Here is an 18454-nt window from a genome sequence, read left to right on the forward strand (position 1 = left end):
GAAACAGGTTGTTTTAATGTCCCGACCCACGACCCCATTGCTTGACAAGGCACCGATCCCGGAAGCCCTGCGCGCATTGCCGGAATCTGATCTGCCGCAGCTCGCGCAGGAATTGCGTGCAGAGCTGATCGACGTGGTTTCAACCACCGGCGGGCATCTGGGAGCGGGACTGGGAGTGGTGGAGCTGACAGTGGCATTGCACCATGTTTTCGACACGCCGCACGACCGTATCATCTGGGACGTTGGTCATCAGGCTTATCCGCACAAGATTTTGACCGGGCGCCGCGACCGTATCCGCACGTTGCGCCAGACCGGCGGCCTTTCGGGTTTCACCAAGCGTACTGAAAGTGAATATGATCCTTTCGGTGCTGCACATTCATCGACATCGATTTCCGCTGGCCTCGGCATGGCGGTCGCATCCGATCTTTCGGGCGAAAAGCGCAATGTTATTGCCGTCATTGGCGATGGCTCCATGTCGGCAGGCATGGCCTATGAGGCTATGAATAATGCTGGTGCGCTCGACGCGCGCCTCATTGTCATCCTCAACGATAATGATATGTCGATTGCGCCGCCGACCGGTGCGATGAGCGCCTATCTGGCGCGTCTTGTCTCCGGCAAGACCTATCGCAGCGTTCGCGAGGCCGCCAAGCAGGTCGCCAAGAAACTGCCGAAGTTTTTGCAGGACAAGGCTCGCAAATCGGAAGAATATGCGCGTGCCTTCTTTACAGGCGGCACCCTGTTCGAGGAACTTGGCTTCTACTATGTCGGTCCTATCGACGGCCATAATCTGGATCATCTGCTGCCGATCCTGAAAAACGTACGCGATACGCAGGAAGGCCCGGTGCTCATTCATGTGGTGACACAGAAGGGCAAGGGCTATGCGCCCGCAGAAGCTGCCGCCGACAAATATCACGGCGTCAACAAGTTCGACGTCATCACCGGCAAGCAGTCGAAGCCGCCTGCAAATGCACCGAGCTACACCAAGATTTTCGGCACGAGCCTGATCGAGGAAGCCCGTCACGACGACAGAATAGTGGCGATCACCGCCGCCATGCCATCGGGCACCGGGCTTGATCTTTTTGGCGAAGTGTTTCCGCAGCGCACATTCGATGTCGGTATTGCCGAGCAACATGCGGTAACCTTCGCCGCCGGTTTGGCTAGCGAGGGCTATAAGCCCTTCTGCGCGATCTATTCCACCTTCCTGCAGCGTGGTTACGACCAGGTCGTGCATGACGTGTCGATCCAGAATCTGCCGGTGCGCTTCCCCATTGATCGCGCCGGACTGGTTGGTGCCGATGGCCCGACCCATGCAGGCTCCTTCGACACGGGCTTTCTCGCAGCTCTTCCCGGTTTTGTAGTGATGGCTGCATCGGATGAAGCCGAACTGCGCCATATGGTGTGCACGGCTGCCGAATATGATGAAGGCCCGATCTCTTTCCGGTATCCGCGTGGTGATGGTGTCGGTGTTGACCTGCCAGAGCGTGGACAACTGCTCGAAATCGGCAAGGGACGTATCGTGCGCGAAGGCACGAAGGTTGCTCTGCTATCCTTCGGAACGCGCTTGCAGGAATGTCTTGCCGCCGCCGATGAGCTGGGGGCCGCCGGTCTTTCCACCACGGTTGCCGATGCACGCTTTGCCAAGCCACTCGACCACGATCTGATCCGTCGTCTGGCACGCGAACATGAAGTGCTGGTTATGGTGGAAGAGGGTGCTGTCGGTGGCTTTGCTTCCCACGTGCTGCAATTCCTTGCGACTGACGGCCTTCTGGATCGTGGCCTCAAGGTGCGGGCTTTGACCTTGCCGGATACTTATCAGGACCACGGTAAGCCGGATGCCATGTATGCGGAGGCCGGTCTTGACCGGGCAGGCATCGTGCATGCGGTGTTTGCAGCTCTTGGCCGCGAGGCGGTTGCAGCGCCGTTTAGCGCCTGACCGATGAGCGGAGAAACGAGCGACAAGAACCTGCGGCTCGATCAGTTGCTGGTGGAGCTTAGACTGTTTGCGACGCGTTCGCGGGCGCGTGATGCAATCCAGCGCGGCACGGTCAAGGTGGACGGCAAGCCCGTCACCAAGCCGGGCCAGACGGTTTTGCGCACTGCAAAGATCGCCGTGGATGATCCGGCGAGTGCTTATGTTTCTCGCGCTGCCTTGAAGCTTATCGCGGCGCTTGACCATTTCGAGCTTGATGTGAAGGGGCGCACCGCGCTCGACATAGGCGCATCGACAGGCGGTTTCACGCAAGTTTTGCTGAAGCGCGGCGCAAGCCATGTTCTTGCCATCGATGTCGGCCACGACCAGTTGCACGAAAGCTTGCGCGCCGATCCTCGCGTCACCAACAAGGAAGGGCTCAACGCTCGTGCTCTGGAACTTTCCCATCTCGATGGACGCGAAATCGATTGCGTGGTTTCGGACGTGAGTTTTATTTCGCTGAAACTTGCCTTGCCTCCGGCATTGGCCTTTGCGCAAAAAGGTGCTATCTGCGCGCTTCTCGTAAAGCCGCAATTTGAAGCGGGCCGCGAGGCTATCGGCAAGGGCGGCATTTTGCGCGATCCGAAAGATGGCGAACGCATAGCAGAAGAACTGAAATCATGGCTTGAGACGCTGCCCGGCTGGCGCGCGCTCGGCCTCTGCCCGTCGCCAATCGAAGGCGGCGATGGCAATCGTGAATATCTCCTGGCAGGAAAGAAGGACCTATGACAACGCAGGCAATGGGGCAAATAACAATCCGCTCGATTGGTGCGGGCGGCGATGGCGTCGCCAACCTTCCTGATGGCCAGATTTATGTGCCCTTCACACTGCCGGGCGAAGTGGCCAATGTTGCGCGCGACAAAAACCGCGCAACGGTTATGGCGCTTCTCGAAACATCGCCCGAGCGGCAGGCGCCTGCCTGCCAGCATTTCGAGGATTGCGGTGGCTGCGCACTGCAGCATTGGCAGGATGAACCCTATCGCCTGTGGAAGCGAGAACTGGTTGTCTCCTCGCTGAAGGGCAGGGGGATCGACACGGAGGTTGCGCCTCTGGTGGCTTGCCAGCCGCGCACGCGCCGCCGCGCTGTTTTTGCGGCGCGAAAGACGGAGAAGGGCGTGTTACTCGGCTTCAACCGTCACCTCAGCCATGAAATCATCGATATCGTCGAATGTGCGGTCACGGTGCCGGAAATCATTGCGCGGCTCGACGACCTGCGTGAAGTCGGGGCCTTGATTGCACCTGGCTCCAAACCGTTCAAGCTGGCAGCGACGCAGACGGAATCCGGCCTCGATCTTGCGGCAAGCGGTTGCGGCAAGCTGAGCGATGAGCAACGGCGCGCGCTAACTGCGCTTGTCATGAAAAAGGGCTTTGCGCGCCTTTCGCATGAAGGCGAGATCATTGTCGAGCCGAAGAAGCCGCTCATCCATTTCGGCAAGGTGCCGGTTCCTGTTCCGCCCGGCTGTTTCTTGCAGGCAACAGCCGATGCTGAAGAGGCGATGGTGCAGCTTGTTCTGGACCATGTCGGTAAGGCCAAGCGTGTGGCGGACCTGTTCTGCGGTGTCGGCACATTTGCATTGCGTATTGCTGAAAAGAGTGCAGTTCATGCCGTTGAAAACGACGCGCTGGCCCTTGCGGCTCTCGACCGTGGCGTGCGCCATGTGCAGGGATTGAAGCCCGTTTCAGTCGAACGTCGCGACCTGTTCCGCCGTCCGCTGATGCCGAAGGAATTGCTGCCTTACAACGCCGTGGTTTTCGATCCGCCGCGAGCAGGTGCGGAAGAACAGGCGCTTGAACTGGCGAAGTCCAAGGTGGAGAAGGTTGTCGCGGTTTCGTGCAATCCGGTGACGCTCGCCCGCGACCTCGCCATTCTGACGAAGGGCGGCTATCGCGTCACGCGTGTCACGCCGATTGACCAGTTCCTCTGGTCGCCACATGTTGAAGCTGTGGCGACGCTGGTGAAGAAGTGAGCGTTTAAATCAACGCCCAATCCACCGCCGCTTCGGCATGTAGGCGCGTCGTATCGAATACTGGCACGGGGCTATCCTGCTGGCCGATGAGCAGCATGATTTCGGTGCAGCCGAGAATGATGGCTTCGGCCCCGCGCTCAACCAGCCGACTGATGACAGCACGGTATTTTTCGCGTGACGCATCGCGTACTTCGCCGACAACCAGCTCGTGATAGATGATGTCATGAACGGTTTTGCGGTCGGCATCGTCGGGCGTCAGAACCTCAAGCCCATGTTTGGCCGCGAGGCGGCCTTTGTAGAATTCCTGCTCCATCGTGAAGGCGGTGCCAAGTAACCCAACTTTTGACAAGCCTGCAGCCTTGATCTTCTCCGCTGTCGGGTCAGCAATATGCGCAAGCGGGATCGATGTGGCGTTTTCGACGTCAGCAGCCATTTTATGCATGGTGTTTGTGCAGATCAGGATGAAATCCGCGCCGCCCTTTTCAAGGTTCTGCGCGGCCTCGATCATGAGCCTGGTCAGCTCGTCCCATTTGCCTTGATGCTGAAGCTGCTCGATTTCACCAAAATCCATCGACCACATCAGGCTCTTGGCGGAGTGCGTGCCGCCGAGCCGTGTGCGGATTTCCTGATTGATGATGCGATAATATTCCTGCGAGCTTTCCCAGCTCATCCCGCCTATAAGCCCGATCGTCTTCATCAACCCCTCCCGGATAAAATTAAGGGCGGATCACTCCGCCCTTGTTACTCGGTTTTGTGTTTTGGGCGAAAGCCGCAATCACATCTTTTCGATGATCTTCTGGTCGCCTTCATGCGCCTTGCCGTTGGCAGCGATAATGGCGGGAACGATGTCCTCCGCCTTGTCGATGACCAACGGCTTCACCTGATGTGCGGTGTGCAGGAAGCCTTCGGTCGTCATGTGCTCAAGAAGCGAAAGCATAGGCTGCCAGAAGTTGTTGATGTTAGCGAACACCATCGGCTTGCGATGCTTGCCGAGCTGCGCCCAGGTCATCATTTCCACGATTTCCTCAACCGTGCCGATGCCACCGGGAAGGGTGACGAACGCATCCGACTTCTGGAACATGAGGTGTTTGCGCTCATGCATGTCACCCACGACGATAAGTTCGGTGAGCTGTTCGGCCTTTTCAAGGCTCGCTTCCTTGTCGAGCAGGAAGGTCGGAATGATGCCGGTGACTTCGCCGCCGGCCTCCATCACGCCTTGCGCAACCGCGCCCATGATGCCGCGCGTGCCACCGCCATAAACAAGGCGCAGACCGTGTTCGGCGATGGACCGGCCGAGTGTGACGCCCGCTTCGCGATAGATGGGATTCAGGCCCGTAGACGAGCCGCAATAAACACAGATGGATCGAATCTCAGACATGATTTTCTTGTGCGCTTTTGACCTTTCAGCGTCAAGCGTCTGCGATTTCATTTTGCAGTGAAGATTGCCGTCAGTGAGACGTTTACGTCAGGTTCCGGGTGGACATTCACAGTGATTGTTATATCTCAATCCGTATGTACTCCAGATTGAGAAGTGGATTGGATATGAAGAACTGGGTTGTGTTTCTCGGGCTCACCTTTGCCGCATCATCCGCATCGGCTGGCGAGATCAACATCAAACTGCCGGACGATACCGAAGTAACGACCAACTCCGTTCTGTATAAATGTGGCGAGAAGAATGTCTCGGTAACCTACTACAATGCTGGTGATATTTCGCTTGCTGAACTGGAGCTTGAAGACGAGACTATTGTCGCTTCCAACGTCATTTCAGGGTCTGGAGCCAAATATGCCGGTGGCGTCTATATCTGGTGGACCAAGGGCGAAACGGCCGATCTCTATAACCTTATGGACGATCCGGACCAATCAAAGCCGACAAACTGTGTAGAACAGTAACCTAGCTAATAAAAAGCCTCGTACCTTTTGCTGTTTCGGTGCAGATTCCTTGTAGGGGGAAGCCAAAAGCTATAAACCCGCTATTATAGTCTCTGGCGTGGATTTCGAAACGAAATGCAAAAGAACAGTTTAGGATTGCTCGGTATCGGGCTCGTCGCAATCGTCGCCGGGCTCGGTCTCTATTGGAATGCAACACGATCTCGCGTTGAAGCCCCGCAACCTAATGCCACTGCACCAGCTTCGAGCAATGCGCCAGCGCAGCCAGAAGCAACACCATCCGAGATGAAGACGCCAGACGCTGCCAAGCCTGCGGGCGATGCTGCGGCAAATGATGCGAAGCCGCAAGGCGTGCAATCAGAAGAGCCAGCCAAGCAGGCTGATGCCGCTCCCGCAGAGCAGGCCAGCAAAACGCCGGTTTTCGATCTCCTTCGTGTCGAGCCTGACGGTTCGGTCGTGATCGCAGGCAAGTCCCTTCCCAGCGCTGATGTCGAGGTTGTCGCAGGTGCCACCGTTGTGGGCAAAGCCAAGGCCGGAGCCAATGGGGATTTTGCCATTGTTCTGGATAATCCTTTGAAGGCAGGTGATCATCAGCTGGTCTTGCGTTCAACTGGTGCTGACAACAATGTTGCCACTTCCGCCCAGACCGCCATCGTGTCGGTGCCTGAAACCAAGTCGGGGCAGGTGCTGGCGCTGGTTGAGGAGCCGGGGCAGGCGAGCCGCCTGATTACCAAGCCTGAAACGGCAGAGAAGCCACAGGACGATGCGGGAGCTAACCCTGCAGCTGCGACTAAGGCCGACAAGCCGGAAGCCAAACCTGCACAGGATTTGCCGATTGCAATTGAGGCTGTGGAGATTGAAGGTCAGGCTGTTTTCGTGGCGGGTAAAGCCAAAGGCGGCAATCGCGTGATCGTCCACGCCAATGATACATTGCTTGGCGCAAGCCTCATTTCGCCTGATGGCCGTTTCCTCGTGCAGAGCAAACAACCGCTCAGCGTTGGTGATTACATCGTTCGCGCTGACCTGCTCGACAATGCCAATCAGGTTCTGGCCACAGCCCGCGTCCCGTTCCGTCGCGAAGCTGGTGAGAATATCTCGGCTGTTGCTTCCGACACGGACGGTCAGACGGCGGCTGCATCGGAAGCGATCGGTGATAAGGCTGCTTCGTCGGCAACTCCACTGCAGAAAGTCGATGGCTCCGTCATCATTCGGCGTGGGGATAATCTCTGGACGATTTCCAAGCGCGCCTATGGCAAGGGTACGCGATATACGACGATCTATCTCGCCAACCGCGACCAAATCCGCAACCCAGATCTCATCTGGCCGGGTCAGGTATTCAACATGCCGAAGGAACCCTTGGGCGATGGCGAGGCCAAACGCCAGTTGGAAGATAGAGCTAACTGACGGAGAGTTCATGGAACTGATGCGCGGCTCCTAACGCAGGGAGGTGCGCTTCGGCAATAAGCGCCTGTCACGATAGTGTGTTTCCGTTTTGGCTGTCTTTTCTGGAATGAACGTCTCCAAATCTTGAACTTCAGAGCATAATCGTATATCGTCGATATACGATGAAGATGGTTCTGGACAAAAGCTCGACCGAAACTGTCGCCGATCTGGCGCAGCTCGGCATTGATGATGAAGCGGCAGCGCGCATTTGCGCCGCGCTGGGCCATCCTGTCCGCATTCGCATTATTCGCCAGTTGATGATGGAGGACGCCTGCTGCTGCAAGGATATTGTCGGCAAGCTCGACCTTGCACAATCAACGGTTTCCCAACACCTCAAGGTCCTCGTGCAGGCTGGTCTTATCGACTATCGGCCGGAGCGCCAGTCCTCGCGTTACAGCGTCAACTGGCGGCAACTAAACGCTGTCCGCACGCATTTTGCTTCCTTCAAGAGCAGATGCTGCGGCTAGAGCATGTCTCCCGAAAGTGTGAACCGGTTTCGGGATAAAGACATGCGTGAAAACAAAGAGATAGAGCGATAACGGAGTTTCATCTCGTACGAAATCGCTTGAGCCCACCGACTTGAAAGAACGCACCATGAGTTCCCCCAAAACGGTTTCCGCCGACTCTGGCGAAACGTTCAAGACACTGCGAAATCTCTGGCCCTATATGTGGCCGTCCGACAGGCCCGATCTGCGTATGCGAGTCGTCTGGGCCACGTTCTACCTGGTGATTTCCAAGATCGTGCTCATCCTCGTGCCCTATTTCTTCAAATGGGTGACGAATGCCTTGACTGGTCAATTGAACCCGCCGGATTATATCCCGCTGTTTCTGGTCGGCGCAGTGATGCTTGTGCTGGCTTATAACGGCGCCAAGATCGTACAGGCTGGCCTCAACCAGCTTCGCGATGCATTGTTTGCAAGCGTCGGGCAATATGCGGTGCGCCAGCTGGCCTACCGAACCTTCGTGCACATGCACCAGCTATCGCTCAGGTTCCATCTTGAACGACGCACGGGCGGGCTTTCGCGGGTCATTGAGCGCGGCACCAAGGGCATCGAAACGATTGTTCGTTTCACGATCCTCAACACCCTGCCCACCATTCTTGAGTTTGCGCTGACAGCGGTGATTTTCGCTTTCGCTTACGGCATTTCCTATCTGCTTGTGGTCGCGGCGACGGTCTGGCTCTATACCTGGTTTACGATCAAGGCGAGCGACTGGCGCATCAATATTCGCCGCGAAATGAACGACTCCGATACGGATGCCAATACCAAGGCAATCGACTCGCTGCTCAACTTCGAAACGGTCAAATATTTCGGCAACGAGAACATGGAAGCAAAGCGCTTCGATGCTTCGATGGCTCGCTATGAAAAGGCTGCAACCCAGACCTGGACGTCGCTTGGCTGGCTGAACTTCGGTCAGGCCGTTATCTTTGGTGTCGGCATGGCGGTGGTCATGGTCATGTCGGCGTTGGAAGTCCGGGCCGGAACGCAATCCATCGGCGATTTCGTTTTCATTAATGCCATGCTGATGCAGCTATCCATCCCGCTCAATTTCATCGGTTTCATCTATCGCGAAATCCGTCAGGGTTTGACCGACATCGAGCAGATGTTCGATCTTCTCGATGTGAAGCAGGAAGTCGTCGACAAGCCCAATGCACCAGCATTGAAAATCGATCACGGCGCAATCCGTTTCGATGATGTGCATTTTGCCTATGATGCGAACCGCCCGATCCTCAAGGGCATCAGTTTTGAAGTTCCGGCAGGAAAGACGGTGGCGATAGTCGGACCGTCAGGTGCGGGTAAATCCACGATTTCGCGATTGCTGTTCCGCTTCTATGATGTCCAGTCGGGATCGGTTTCCATCGACGGGCATGACGTCCGCGACGTCACGCAGGAAAGCCTGCGCAAGGTCATCGGCATGGTGCCGCAGGACACGGTTCTGTTCAACGATACCATCGCTTACAACATTCGTTATGGCCGTCCTGATGCCACGACCGAAGAAGTGGAAAAGGCGGCTGAGCTCGCGCAGATTTCCGGCTTCATCAAGCATCTGCCGGAAGGCTATCAGGCCATGGTTGGCGAACGCGGCCTCAAGCTTTCGGGCGGTGAGAAACAGCGTGTAGCCATTGCGCGCACGATCCTGAAAGCGCCTCCAATCCTGATACTCGATGAGGCGACCTCCGCGCTCGATACCGCGACCGAGCAGGAAATCCAGTCTGCACTTGACATCGTTAGCCGTGGGCGTACCACGCTAGTCATCGCGCACCGTCTGTCGACCGTCATCAGTGCGGATGAGATCATCGTTCTGAAGGACGGTCTGATTGCCGAGCGCGGCACTCACCGCATGCTTCTCAAGCATAAGGGGCTTTACGCGTCCATGTGGGCTCGTCAGCGCGAGGCGGATGAGGCGGAAGAGCGTCTGCGTCAGGTTCGCGAAAGTGACGAATTGGGTATCGTCACACGTGGTGTTCCGGCGGCGGAATAGGCAGTTTATCGGCAGCTAGTTATATTAGGGCGCGATCACGTGCCCTAACAGCCGTGAATAATTTGCGAAATGGATTTCGATTCTGAACAGGATGAGGTAAATAACGGCCAAACTCAAAGGAAGAGCGATGAGCCTTACTGACACCATCCGCAATACTTTCGTGCCGATCCATCGGGAAGGCTATCCGTTTATCGCGGGCTTTTTCGTGGTTTCGCTAATTCTGGGCTGGCTTTGGGACCCGTTGTTCTGGATCGGCATGGTGCTGACCGTCTGGTGCATCTACTTCTATCGTGACCCGGAGCGCGTGACGCCGATGGACGACGATCTGGTCATCAGCCCCGCTGACGGCAAGGTCTCCTTCGTCGGACCGGCTGTGCCACCTGCCGAGCTGGATCTTGGCGCTGAACCACGCATGCGCGTGTCGGTTTTCATGAATGTGTTCTCGGTTCACATCAACCGGTCTCCGGTGCGTGGCAAGATCGACAAGGTCGTGCATCGTCCGGGCAAGTTCCTCAACGCGGAACTGGACAAGGCGAGCACGGAAAATGAACGCAACAGCGTCCTTATCGAAAGCCCGCATGGCAAGATCGGTGTTGTCCAGATTGCCGGTCTGGTCGCGCGGCGCATCGTTTGCTGGTCGAACGAGGATGATGATTTGTCCGTGGGCGAACGGTTCGGCCTGATCCGTTTCGGATCGCGCGTCGATGTTTATCTTCCGGCTGATGCGACCATTCGTGTTGCAGTTGGCCAGACGGCAGTCGCCGGTGAAACCGTGCTGGCCGATTACGGCAGCATGCGCGGCGAACCTGTGGTGCGGATCGGCTGAGCCGATGGAGACGCCTTTTCCGCCTTTTGAGCCCAATGGCCGCGTGGATTTATCGCGCGGCCCAAAGCTGTCGCAGATACCGCTGCGTATTGTCGTTCCCAACGTCATAACGGTTCTGGCCATCTGTGCCGGTCTGACTGGTATCCGTCTAGCTTTCGAGAACCGCTTCGAGCTTGCCGTCGTGATGGTGCTCGTGGCTGCCTTTCTGGATGGCATTGATGGGCGCGTAGCCCGCATGATGAAGGGATCGTCCAAGTTCGGCGCCCAGATGGATTCGCTAGCCGATATCGTCAATTTCGGTGTAGCGCCCGCCTTGGTGCTTTACGCCTTCATGCTCGATCAGGCGCGCTCGTTCGGCTGGATCGCAGCACTTCTTTATGCCATTGCCTGCTGCCTGCGGCTTGCGCGTTTCAATGTCATGCTCGAAGACCCGAACCGTCCGGCATGGCAAAGTAACTATTTCATTGGCGTGCCCGCACCGGCCGGTGCCATGCTCGTTCTGTTGCCGGTCTATCTTGGCTTTCTGGGTTTGACGCCAACGCGGGGGCTCGCTTTTGGCGTGGCGATCTATACCGTGGCAATCGCGTTCCTGTTGGTAAGTCGTCTGCCAGTCTATAATGGCAAGTCCGCCGGAAGCCTCGTCCGGCGCGATATCGTCATGCCGCTCATCCTGTTCGTGGTGGTTTACGTCGCCTTCCTGATGAGCTTCACCTGGCAGACTTTAAGCCTCACGGCGCTTGCCTATCTCGCATTTCTTCCGTTCAGCCTGGCTGCCTGGAACAAGCGCGAAGCTGCTGATCGAAAGGCCGAGGAAGAGGCCGTCACTGAAGAAGATAGGCCGTCAGAGGAAAACTGACGGCAATGTCTGCTTGATGAAACTGACGCGCTCCTCGACCGATGATTTCGGCAGGAGTGCGATTTCATATCCAAGCCGTCTGTAGGTTTTATCCATCGCGTCGAAAGTGCGTGCGGCTTCCTCGAAATCTTGCTTTCGCTCAGCATCCTGACCGAAGATTTCTCTCCAAGGCGGAGCCAGGAAAACTGTTCTGTAGTATGGAAATTGCCGTGCGGCCTTTTCCATGTGTTGGGGAACGGGCAGGTTGCACAGCATCAGATAGCCGATTACATCGGGCACGCCGCGGTCGAAGAAGACCGTCCCGCGTTGTTGTTTCGCCATCGTGTGCGAGCGCATTTCCCATGAAAGCATTAGCTCTGCAAAAATCGCGCGATCACTCCAGGGCAGGGCCTTGCCGCCGATAGCGACCTGATCTTGAATAATGGCGCGTCCGGCTTCCACGGTGCGGGAAAAGCCCTGCCTCTCGAGTGCATCGATCAGTGTGCTTTTGCCTGATCCGGGTCCGCCGCTGATGATAATGAAACGCTGGTGATCTTTGGTCATAAGTCCTCCAATAGCAAAGGGAACGCGCGCCAAATTTGGCAGCACGTGACAAAGGGGTCTGAGAGGGGGAGAAATGCCCGCTGAAAAAAGAGCCAACAGATGGCCAGGCGGGAAAACTTAATAAGTAAATACATAGAACCGGCCTTGCATATAGGCAAGGCCGGAGGACCGAAATCAGCTCGGCAGATGATAGTCGAGGAAGCGTTCCTGACGCACGTCGAAAAGCTTGCCGCTAACTTCAAGGTTCGGATCGGCGAGCTTGACGATCTTTTCAGCGACTGACTGCGGTGTTGGCAGCGTTTCAGGATCTTCGCCCGGCATGGCCTGCGCGCGCATGGCGGTGCGGGTGGCGCCCGGATTGACAGAGTTGATCTTGAGCTTCATCTGCTTCGTTTCTTCAGCCCAGCTGCGTGCCATGACTTCGACAGCAGCTTTCGAGGCAGCATAGGGACCCCAAAAAGCGCGGCAGGTATGCGCCACGCCGGAGGAAAGCAGAATGGCACGTCCCGCGTCGGAAGCGCGCAGCAGCGGATCAGTGGACCGAATGAGGCGCCAGACGCTAGTAACATTGACGTTCATGAGCTTCTCGAACGTCTTGGCCTCGACATGGCCAATCGGTGAAATCGTGCCAAGGACACCCGCATTCGCAACCATGATATCGAGCTTGCCCCAGCGCTCATGAATGGAGCCGCCGAGACGATCGATCGCTTCCATGTCGGTGATATCGAGAGGCACTAGCGTCGCATTGCCTCCCAGTTTGCGGATATCGTCGTCCAATTCTTCAAGTCCGCCGACGGTGCGGGCAACCGCAATCACATGCGCGCCGCGTTTTGCCAGTTCAAGCGAAAGAAAGTAGCCAATACCGCGCGATGCGCCTGTTACCAGTGCGATGCGGCCCGTAAGGTCGATGCTCATCTAGTCCCCATATGATGCAAGAACATGAAACAGGCGGCCTTTTGGGCCGCCTGCGTGAAGAATTGGGCGATCAGCCGTTGCTTGCGAGCAGCGACAGCGTATGCACGTTGCTCTCTACTTCCTGATCGAGAAGGCGGGTCGGATATTCGCCCGTGAAGTAGTGATCGGTGAAAGCTGGCGCCTTCGGATCACGCGGCTTCCCACCAACAGCCTTGTAAAGCCCGTCGATGGAAAGGAACGCCAGGGAATCCGCGCCGATGTAGCGACACATGGATTCCAGGTCTTTGTGCTGGTTGGCCAGCAGCTTATCGGCATGGGGGGTGTCGATACCATAGAAATCCGGGTGGTAGATCATTGGACTTGCCACCCGGATATGCACTTCCTTTGCGCCCGCGTCGCGGATCATCTGGACGATCTTAACGGACGTGGTGCCCCGTACGATGGAATCATCCACCAGCACGACCCGCTTGCCTTCGATCATGGCGCGATTGGCGGAATGCTTCAGCTTGACGCCAAGCGCGCGAATTTGCTGCGTCGGTTCGATGAAGGTACGGCCCACATAATGGTTGCGGATGATGCCATATTCGAACGGAATGCCGCTTGCCTGCGCGAAGCCGAGTGCGGCAGGTGTGCCGCCGTCAGGCACCGGCACGACAACATCCGCTTCGATGCCGGCTTCCTTGGCAAGCTCCATGCCCATATTCTTGCGCGCGACATAGACGCTGCGACCGCCGACGACGGAGTCGGGACGGGCGAAATAGACATATTCGAACAGGCAGAGCCGTTCGGGCTGCGGATTTTCAGCCTTGATGGATTCGATGGTGATGGAGCCGTCCTTCTGAATCTCGCAGATGACCACTTCGCCATTTTCGACGTCGCGAACATATTTCGCACCGATAATGTCGAGGGCACAGGTCTCCGAGCAGAAGATTGGCTTGCCGTCGAGCTCGCCCATGACGAGCGGGCGGATGCCGATAGGGTCACGCGCCGCGATCAGTTTGGTTCGGGTCAGCGCCAGCATGGCATAGCCGCCTTCGACCTGCCGGATCGCATCGACGAAACGGTCGGAAGAAGATGAATGGCGCGAACGGGCAATCATATGCAGCACGACTTCCGTATCGGAAGTTGCCTGAAAGATCGCGCCGGAAGCAATCAGCTGCTTGCGCAGCGTAATGCCGTTGGTGAAGTTGCCGTTATGGGCAATGGCAATGCCGCCGACTTCCAGTTCCGCGAACAATGGCTGCACGTTGCGCAGGATCGTCTCGCCGGTGGTGGAGTAACGCACATGGCCGATGGCGCGGTCACCGGGTAGGCGGTTCAGCGTTGCTGCATCGGTGAAATGATCGCCGACGAGACCCATATGGCGTTCGGAATGAAAACGGCGATTGTGATAAGAAACGATACCGGCGGCTTCCTGCCCACGATGCTGGAGGGCATGCAGGCCCAATGCGGTCAGCGCGGCTGCGTCTTCATGGCCAAGTATGCCAAATACGCCGCACTCTTCATGCAGGGTGTCTTCGTCCAGCATAAAGGAGGCATTTTCAGAAGAATGGCTGGTCATTGCCGCAAGGCCTTTCGATTGCAGAGGCAACTAAAGCGCCTCTCTATCACAAGATGGCTTTTTGTTAAAAGCGAAGAGTTCACCGCTGCGTCGATATAGTCTCATGAACATTAGTATCGCACGATGTCCAAGAATAATCTCGCAAATTACCGCCTGAAATATGTTCGCGGAACCGAAATGACAATGTGTACGCGTCATTTTGGCTATTTCACATCTGTCGGCTTTTGCATCCAGAATTGAAAAAGCCGCCAGCAGTGCCGACGGCTTCTCGATATCTTGGAACAGCTTATTGCTGTGCAGGCGTATCGTCCGGAACAGGCGCTTCTTCTTGCTCGCCAGAGGCCGGAGCATTTTGCTGTGGCTTGAACTTGTCGATCATTTGGTCGGGATTAGCCGGCAGAAGGTCGATCAGCTGCTGGCCGAACGAATCGAGCATTGGCTTCGATTTCGCGTTTGTCACCCAGGCTGGCTGGTTCGTTGGGACGAGCCAGTTGAAGAACAGCATGGCAACGACAACGAGAAGCACACCGCGCACGCCGCCGAACAGGAAGCCGAGCGTGCGGTCAAGCGCGCCGATACGGCTGTCGATGATGAAATCGGCGATCTTCATGGTGATCAGCGAAACGATGATCAGAACGACGAGGAAGACGGCGCCAGCGGCGGCAATCTTCGCTATGGTTTCGTTGTTGATATAGGGCTGCACGAAAGGCAGAACCGGCTGGTAGAAAAGGTAGGCCGCAGCGGCCGCAGCCGCCCACGATACCAGCGACAGCACCTCGCGGGAAAAACCGCGCACCATCGCCAAAACGGCTGAAACCAGCGTTATCCCGAGTAGAATTCCATCAAGCATGGTTATCGGCATTCTGCCTGTCCTCAGTTATTGTGCGCAATCACTTTAATACGCAGGGCAGTCAAAGATGCTGGAGCTTATCACCGGAAGGTTGACAGATTCTTCCAGTCATAAAACTCCAGATTTATTGCTTCTTTCCGGAGCCTGAAGCCGCGATGCGCGCAACAAGGTCGGGCAGAGCCGAAGTTTCCATAAGCCGGAAGTTGCGATCTTTCCAAAGTTCGCCACTGCCGCCGGGCACTTCTGCCTGCCGAAAACCAAGTTTCTCGGCTTCCTTGAGCCTCTGTACTGCATGCGTTACCGCGCGAACAGCACCGGAAAGGCTGATTTCGCCGAAATAAACACAATCTGGCGGAAGGGCAATACCGGCCATGGATGAAACTAGTGCAGCAGCCACAGCTATATCGGCGGCAGGCTCGCTGATACGATAACCGCCCGCGACATTCAGGTAGACATCATGCTGGCCGAAACGAACGCCGCAATGCGATTCGAGCACGGCGAGGATCATGGCAAGTCGTCCGCCGTCCCAGCCGACGACCGCACGACGCGGGGTGCCGAGCGAGGAAGGGGCGACAAGCGCCTGTATCTCCACCAACACCGGGCGCGTGCCTTCCATGCCGGCAAAGACTGCCGCACCTGGAGCCTTGGCGTTACGCTCTCCGAGGAAAAGCTCGGACGGGTTGGAAACCTCACGCAGCCCACCATCGGACATCTCGAATACACCGATCTCGTCGGTGGGGCCGAAACGGTTCTTCACCGTGCGCAGGATGCGATAGTGATGTCCGCCTTCACCTTCGAAATAGAGGACGCCATCGACCATATGTTCGACCACGCGAGGGCCTGCAATCTGGCCGTCTTTGGTAACATGTCCCACCAACACGACTGCTGAACCAGTCTGCTTGGCATAGCGGATCATGGCTTGTGCCGACGAACGCACCTGCGTGACCGTACCGGGAGCAGAATCAGCCATATCGGTCCAGAGCGTCTGGATCGAATCGATGATGACGAGATCGGGTCGCTTGGTATCAGAAATAGTAGCGATGATGTCTTCGACGTTGGTTTCGGCAGCTAGTTCCACCGCTGACGATGCCACACCGAGACGCTGCGCACGCAGACGTATCTGCGCGACGGCTTCTTCGCCCGAAACATAAACAATGCGATGGCCACGATTGGAAAGGGCGGCTGCAGCCTGCGTCAACAGCGTGGATTTGCCGATCCCGGGATCGCCACCGATCAGAAGGGCTGAACCGCGCACGAAACCGCCGCCGGTAACCCGGTCAAGCTCGCTGATACCGGAAATGATGCGTGGCGCATCTTCAATGTCGCCAGACAGGGAGGTAAGGGCGACGGCGCGACCTTTGCGCTTGGACAACATGGCGCCGGGACCAGACCCAATGCCGCTATTGGTGCCTTCCTCGACAAGCGTGTTCCACTCACCGCAGGAATCGCACTTGCCCGCCCAGCGCGAATGAACCGCGCCGCAATTCTGGCAGATGAATTGAACGCGCGCTTTGGCCATCAGACGCGCTCCATCTTGATCGTGATCTTACTATTCATACTGATCCGGCAGATAGGAACCCTCGGCCAGATCTGCAAATCGCGTAAACTCAGACTGGAAGGCGAGCTTGACGGTGCCGGTCGGTCCGTGACGCTGCTTGGCGATGATGACGTCAGCTGTGCCGCGCACTTTTTCAAAGTGCTGCTTCCATTCTTCATATTTCGGGTCGAATTCGTCACGCGGTTCGAGGTTCTTGACGTAATATTCCTCGCGAAACACGAAAAGCACCACGTCGGCGTCCTGCTCGATGGAGCCCGATTCACGAAGGTCGGAGAGTTGCGGGCGCTTGTCGTCGCGGCTCTCCACCTGACGGGAGAGCTGTGAAAGCGCAATGATCGGAACATTGAGTTCCTTGCCGAGCGCCTTAAGGCCGGTAGTGATTTCGGTGATTTCCTGCACGCGGTTCTGCGCTGAGGCCTTCGACGAGCCGGTCATCAACTGCACGTAGTCGATCACCAGAACGTCGAGGCCACGCTGGCGCTTCAGGCGGCGTGCTCGCGCTGCAAGCTGCGCAATGGAGATACCGCCCGTCTGGTCGATATAGAGCGGGATTTTCTGCATCACCTGTGAGCATGCAACAAGCTTCTCGAAATCGGTTTCGGTGATGTCACCACGACGGATTTTTGAAGAGGAGACTTCCGTCTGCTCGGAAATGATACGGGTTGCAAGCTGTTCCGCCGACATTTCGAGCGAGAAGAAGCCGACGACGCCGCCATTTATGGCTTTTACGCTACCATCGGCCTGCTGTTCGCCTTCGTAGGCGTTGGCGATGTTGAATGCGATGTTGGTGGCAAGCGAGGTCTTGCCCATACCCGGACGGCCTGCAAGGATGATCAAGTCGGAAGGCTGTAGACCGCCCATCTTGCCATCGAGCGTATGGATGCCGGTGGAAACACCCGAAAGATGGCCATCACGCATAAAGGCGGCGTTGGCCATGTCAACTGCTGTGGTCACTGCATCCTTGAAGGGCAGGAAACCGCCATCATAACGCCCTGTTTCGGCAAGCTCGAACAAGCGGCGTTCGGCGTCTTCAATCTGCTCCTGCGGTGCCATGTCGACAGGCGCATCATAGGCAACGTTCACCATGTCCTCGCCAATGCCAATCAGCGCGCGACGCGTCGCCAAATCGTAAATCGCGCGGCCGTAATCTTCGGCATTGATAATGGTGACGGCTTCGGTTGCGAGGCGAGTCACATATTGGAAGATCGTGAGATCACCCACCTTGCCTTCGGTAGGCAGGAAGGTCTTCATCGTTACGGGATTGGCCATCTTGCCGACGCGAATGAGATCGGTCGTGATTTCATAGATGCGGCGGTGCAAGGGTTCGAAAAAATGGGTTGGCTTGAGGAAGTCCGATACCCGGTAAAAGGCATCGTTATTGATCAGGATCGCGCCCAGCAGCGCCTGTTCCGCTTCAATATTATGGGGTGCTTCCCGATAGAGCGCGTCTTTCTGATCCCGCGCATCGTCGAGTTTGCGTACCGCCGCTTCCGCCATGATTCTAAATCCTGTCCCTGATGCACCCAGCTAGCCATCAAGCGATGCCAAACGCAACGCAGCTTCGGATGATTCCTGATGGAAGAGAAAACCTATACCAT

At 56.8% G+C, this 18454-nt stretch carries 17 protein-coding genes; 9 read left to right on the forward strand and 8 right to left on the reverse strand.

What is annotated here, in order from left to right:
- Positions 1-16: 16 nt before the first annotated feature.
- From dxs to LJ361_RS02520, 3 genes are read left to right on the forward strand one after another with little or no spacing between them, the layout of a single operon-like run.
- Positions 17-1933, forward strand: a complete 1917-nt coding sequence (gene dxs / locus LJ361_RS02510; protein WP_264812581.1) for a 1-deoxy-D-xylulose-5-phosphate synthase — start codon at positions 17-19, stop codon at positions 1931-1933.
- Between the two features lie 3 nt (positions 1934-1936).
- Entirely contained in the window at positions 1937-2698 is a 762-nt protein-coding gene (locus LJ361_RS02515) for a TlyA family RNA methyltransferase (protein WP_264812582.1), read from the forward strand.
- Entirely contained in the window at positions 2695-3936 is a 1242-nt protein-coding gene (locus LJ361_RS02520; RefSeq protein ID WP_264812583.1) for a class I SAM-dependent RNA methyltransferase, read from the forward strand. Before LJ361_RS02515 ends, LJ361_RS02520 begins: the two co-directional genes overlap by 4 nt.
- 4 nt (positions 3937-3940) lie before the next feature.
- Here LJ361_RS02520 and LJ361_RS02525 read toward each other — a convergent pair whose 3' ends face one another.
- The gene (locus tag LJ361_RS02525) at positions 3941-4633 is read right to left on the reverse strand and encodes an aspartate/glutamate racemase family protein (RefSeq protein WP_264812584.1); all 693 of its coding nucleotides are present in this window, start codon (positions 4631-4633) and stop codon (positions 3941-3943) included.
- A 78-nt stretch (positions 4634-4711) separates the two neighbouring features.
- On the reverse strand, positions 4712-5314 hold the full coding sequence (locus LJ361_RS02530; RefSeq protein WP_040130239.1) for a TIGR00730 family Rossman fold protein: 603 nt from the start codon (positions 5312-5314) through the stop codon (positions 4712-4714).
- Positions 5315-5478: 164 nt separating this feature from the next.
- Here LJ361_RS02530 and LJ361_RS02535 point away from each other — a divergent pair, with 164 nt between their 5' ends.
- From LJ361_RS02535 to pssA, 6 genes are all read left to right on the forward strand, one after another.
- On the forward strand, positions 5479-5826 hold the full coding sequence (locus LJ361_RS02535; RefSeq protein ID WP_029925558.1) for an MliC family protein: 348 nt from the start codon (positions 5479-5481) through the stop codon (positions 5824-5826).
- A 114-nt stretch (positions 5827-5940) separates the two neighbouring features.
- Entirely contained in the window at positions 5941-7227 is a 1287-nt protein-coding gene (locus LJ361_RS02540; protein ID WP_264812585.1) for an Ig-like domain-containing protein, read from the forward strand.
- 161 nt (positions 7228-7388) lie between these two features.
- A complete protein-coding gene (locus LJ361_RS02545) occupies positions 7389-7733 on the forward strand; it encodes an ArsR/SmtB family transcription factor (protein ID WP_264812586.1) in 345 nt (114 codons plus the stop codon).
- A 127-nt stretch (positions 7734-7860) separates the two neighbouring features.
- A complete protein-coding gene (locus LJ361_RS02550; protein ID WP_010658374.1) occupies positions 7861-9747 on the forward strand; it encodes an ABCB family ABC transporter ATP-binding protein/permease in 1887 nt (628 codons plus the stop codon).
- 127 nt (positions 9748-9874) lie between these two features.
- Positions 9875-10573 carry a phosphatidylserine decarboxylase gene (locus tag LJ361_RS02555; RefSeq protein ID WP_105528868.1) on the forward strand — a complete coding sequence of 233 codons (699 nt, stop codon included), beginning with the start codon at positions 9875-9877 and terminating at the stop codon, positions 10571-10573.
- A gap of 4 nt (positions 10574-10577) precedes the next feature.
- Positions 10578-11429 carry a CDP-diacylglycerol--serine O-phosphatidyltransferase gene (pssA, locus tag LJ361_RS02560; protein WP_010658376.1) on the forward strand — a complete coding sequence of 284 codons (852 nt, stop codon included), beginning with the start codon at positions 10578-10580 and terminating at the stop codon, positions 11427-11429.
- Here pssA and LJ361_RS02565 read toward each other — a convergent pair.
- The 6 genes from LJ361_RS02565 to LJ361_RS02590 all read right to left on the reverse strand — a co-directional run bounded on the left by LJ361_RS02565 (position 11415) and on the right by LJ361_RS02590 (position 18353).
- Positions 11415-11972 carry an AAA family ATPase gene (locus LJ361_RS02565; RefSeq protein ID WP_010658377.1) on the reverse strand — a complete coding sequence of 186 codons (558 nt, stop codon included), beginning with the start codon at positions 11970-11972 and terminating at the stop codon, positions 11415-11417. The genes pssA and LJ361_RS02565 overlap by 15 nt on opposite strands.
- Before the next feature lie 174 nt (positions 11973-12146).
- On the reverse strand, positions 12147-12887 hold the full coding sequence (locus tag LJ361_RS02570; RefSeq protein ID WP_010658378.1) for an SDR family NAD(P)-dependent oxidoreductase: 741 nt from the start codon (positions 12885-12887) through the stop codon (positions 12147-12149).
- Positions 12888-12957: 70 nt separating this feature from the next.
- On the reverse strand, positions 12958-14448 hold the full coding sequence (gene purF, locus LJ361_RS02575) for an amidophosphoribosyltransferase (protein ID WP_029375904.1): 1491 nt from the start codon (positions 14446-14448) through the stop codon (positions 12958-12960).
- A 286-nt stretch (positions 14449-14734) separates the two neighbouring features.
- Positions 14735-15310, reverse strand: coding sequence for a CvpA family protein (locus tag LJ361_RS02580; RefSeq protein ID WP_105528869.1), 576 nt, complete (start codon positions 15308-15310; stop codon positions 14735-14737).
- A gap of 112 nt (positions 15311-15422) precedes the next feature.
- Positions 15423-16817 carry a DNA repair protein RadA gene (radA, locus tag LJ361_RS02585; RefSeq protein WP_012090832.1) on the reverse strand — a complete coding sequence of 465 codons (1395 nt, stop codon included), beginning with the start codon at positions 16815-16817 and terminating at the stop codon, positions 15423-15425.
- A 30-nt stretch (positions 16818-16847) separates the two neighbouring features.
- On the reverse strand, positions 16848-18353 hold the full coding sequence (locus tag LJ361_RS02590) for a replicative DNA helicase (RefSeq protein ID WP_094514861.1): 1506 nt from the start codon (positions 18351-18353) through the stop codon (positions 16848-16850).
- Between the last annotated feature and the right edge of the window lie 101 nt (positions 18354-18454).

Origin of the sequence: Brucella sp. JSBI001, from assembly GCF_026014005.1 — a bacterium.
Classification (GTDB): Bacteria; Pseudomonadota; Alphaproteobacteria; order Rhizobiales; family Rhizobiaceae; genus Brucella; species Brucella anthropi.

Excerpts from the sequence above, each read along its gene's own strand:
- purF (WP_029375904.1), bottom strand. The coding sequence starts at position 14,448 with ATGACCAGCCATTCTTCTGAAAATGCCTCCTTTATGCTGGACGAAGAC.
- radA (WP_012090832.1), bottom strand. The coding sequence starts at position 16,817 with ATGGCCAAAGCGCGCGTTCAATTCATCTGCCAGAATTGCGGCGCGGTT.
- LJ361_RS02515 (WP_264812582.1), top strand. The coding sequence starts at position 1,937 with ATGAGCGGAGAAACGAGCGACAAGAACCTGCGGCTCGATCAGTTGCTG.
- LJ361_RS02550 (WP_010658374.1), top strand. The coding sequence starts at position 7,861 with ATGAGTTCCCCCAAAACGGTTTCCGCCGACTCTGGCGAAACGTTCAAG.
- LJ361_RS02570 (WP_010658378.1), bottom strand. The coding sequence starts at position 12,887 with ATGAGCATCGACCTTACGGGCCGCATCGCACTGGTAACAGGCGCATCG.
- dxs (WP_264812581.1), top strand. The coding sequence starts at position 17 with ATGTCCCGACCCACGACCCCATTGCTTGACAAGGCACCGATCCCGGAA.
- LJ361_RS02525 (WP_264812584.1), bottom strand. The coding sequence starts at position 4,633 with ATGAAGACGATCGGGCTTATAGGCGGGATGAGCTGGGAAAGCTCGCAG.
- LJ361_RS02590 (WP_094514861.1), bottom strand. The coding sequence starts at position 18,353 with ATGGCGGAAGCGGCGGTACGCAAACTCGACGATGCGCGGGATCAGAAA.
- LJ361_RS02520 (WP_264812583.1), top strand. The coding sequence starts at position 2,695 with ATGACAACGCAGGCAATGGGGCAAATAACAATCCGCTCGATTGGTGCG.
- LJ361_RS02530 (WP_040130239.1), bottom strand. The coding sequence starts at position 5,314 with ATGTCTGAGATTCGATCCATCTGTGTTTATTGCGGCTCGTCTACGGGC.
- LJ361_RS02580 (WP_105528869.1), bottom strand. The coding sequence starts at position 15,310 with ATGCCGATAACCATGCTTGATGGAATTCTACTCGGGATAACGCTGGTT.
- pssA (WP_010658376.1), top strand. The coding sequence starts at position 10,578 with ATGGAGACGCCTTTTCCGCCTTTTGAGCCCAATGGCCGCGTGGATTTA.
- LJ361_RS02540 (WP_264812585.1), top strand. The coding sequence starts at position 5,941 with ATGCAAAAGAACAGTTTAGGATTGCTCGGTATCGGGCTCGTCGCAATC.
- LJ361_RS02555 (WP_105528868.1), top strand. The coding sequence starts at position 9,875 with ATGAGCCTTACTGACACCATCCGCAATACTTTCGTGCCGATCCATCGG.
- LJ361_RS02545 (WP_264812586.1), top strand. The coding sequence starts at position 7,389 with ATGAAGATGGTTCTGGACAAAAGCTCGACCGAAACTGTCGCCGATCTG.
- LJ361_RS02565 (WP_010658377.1), bottom strand. The coding sequence starts at position 11,972 with ATGACCAAAGATCACCAGCGTTTCATTATCATCAGCGGCGGACCCGGA.
- LJ361_RS02535 (WP_029925558.1), top strand. The coding sequence starts at position 5,479 with ATGAAGAACTGGGTTGTGTTTCTCGGGCTCACCTTTGCCGCATCATCC.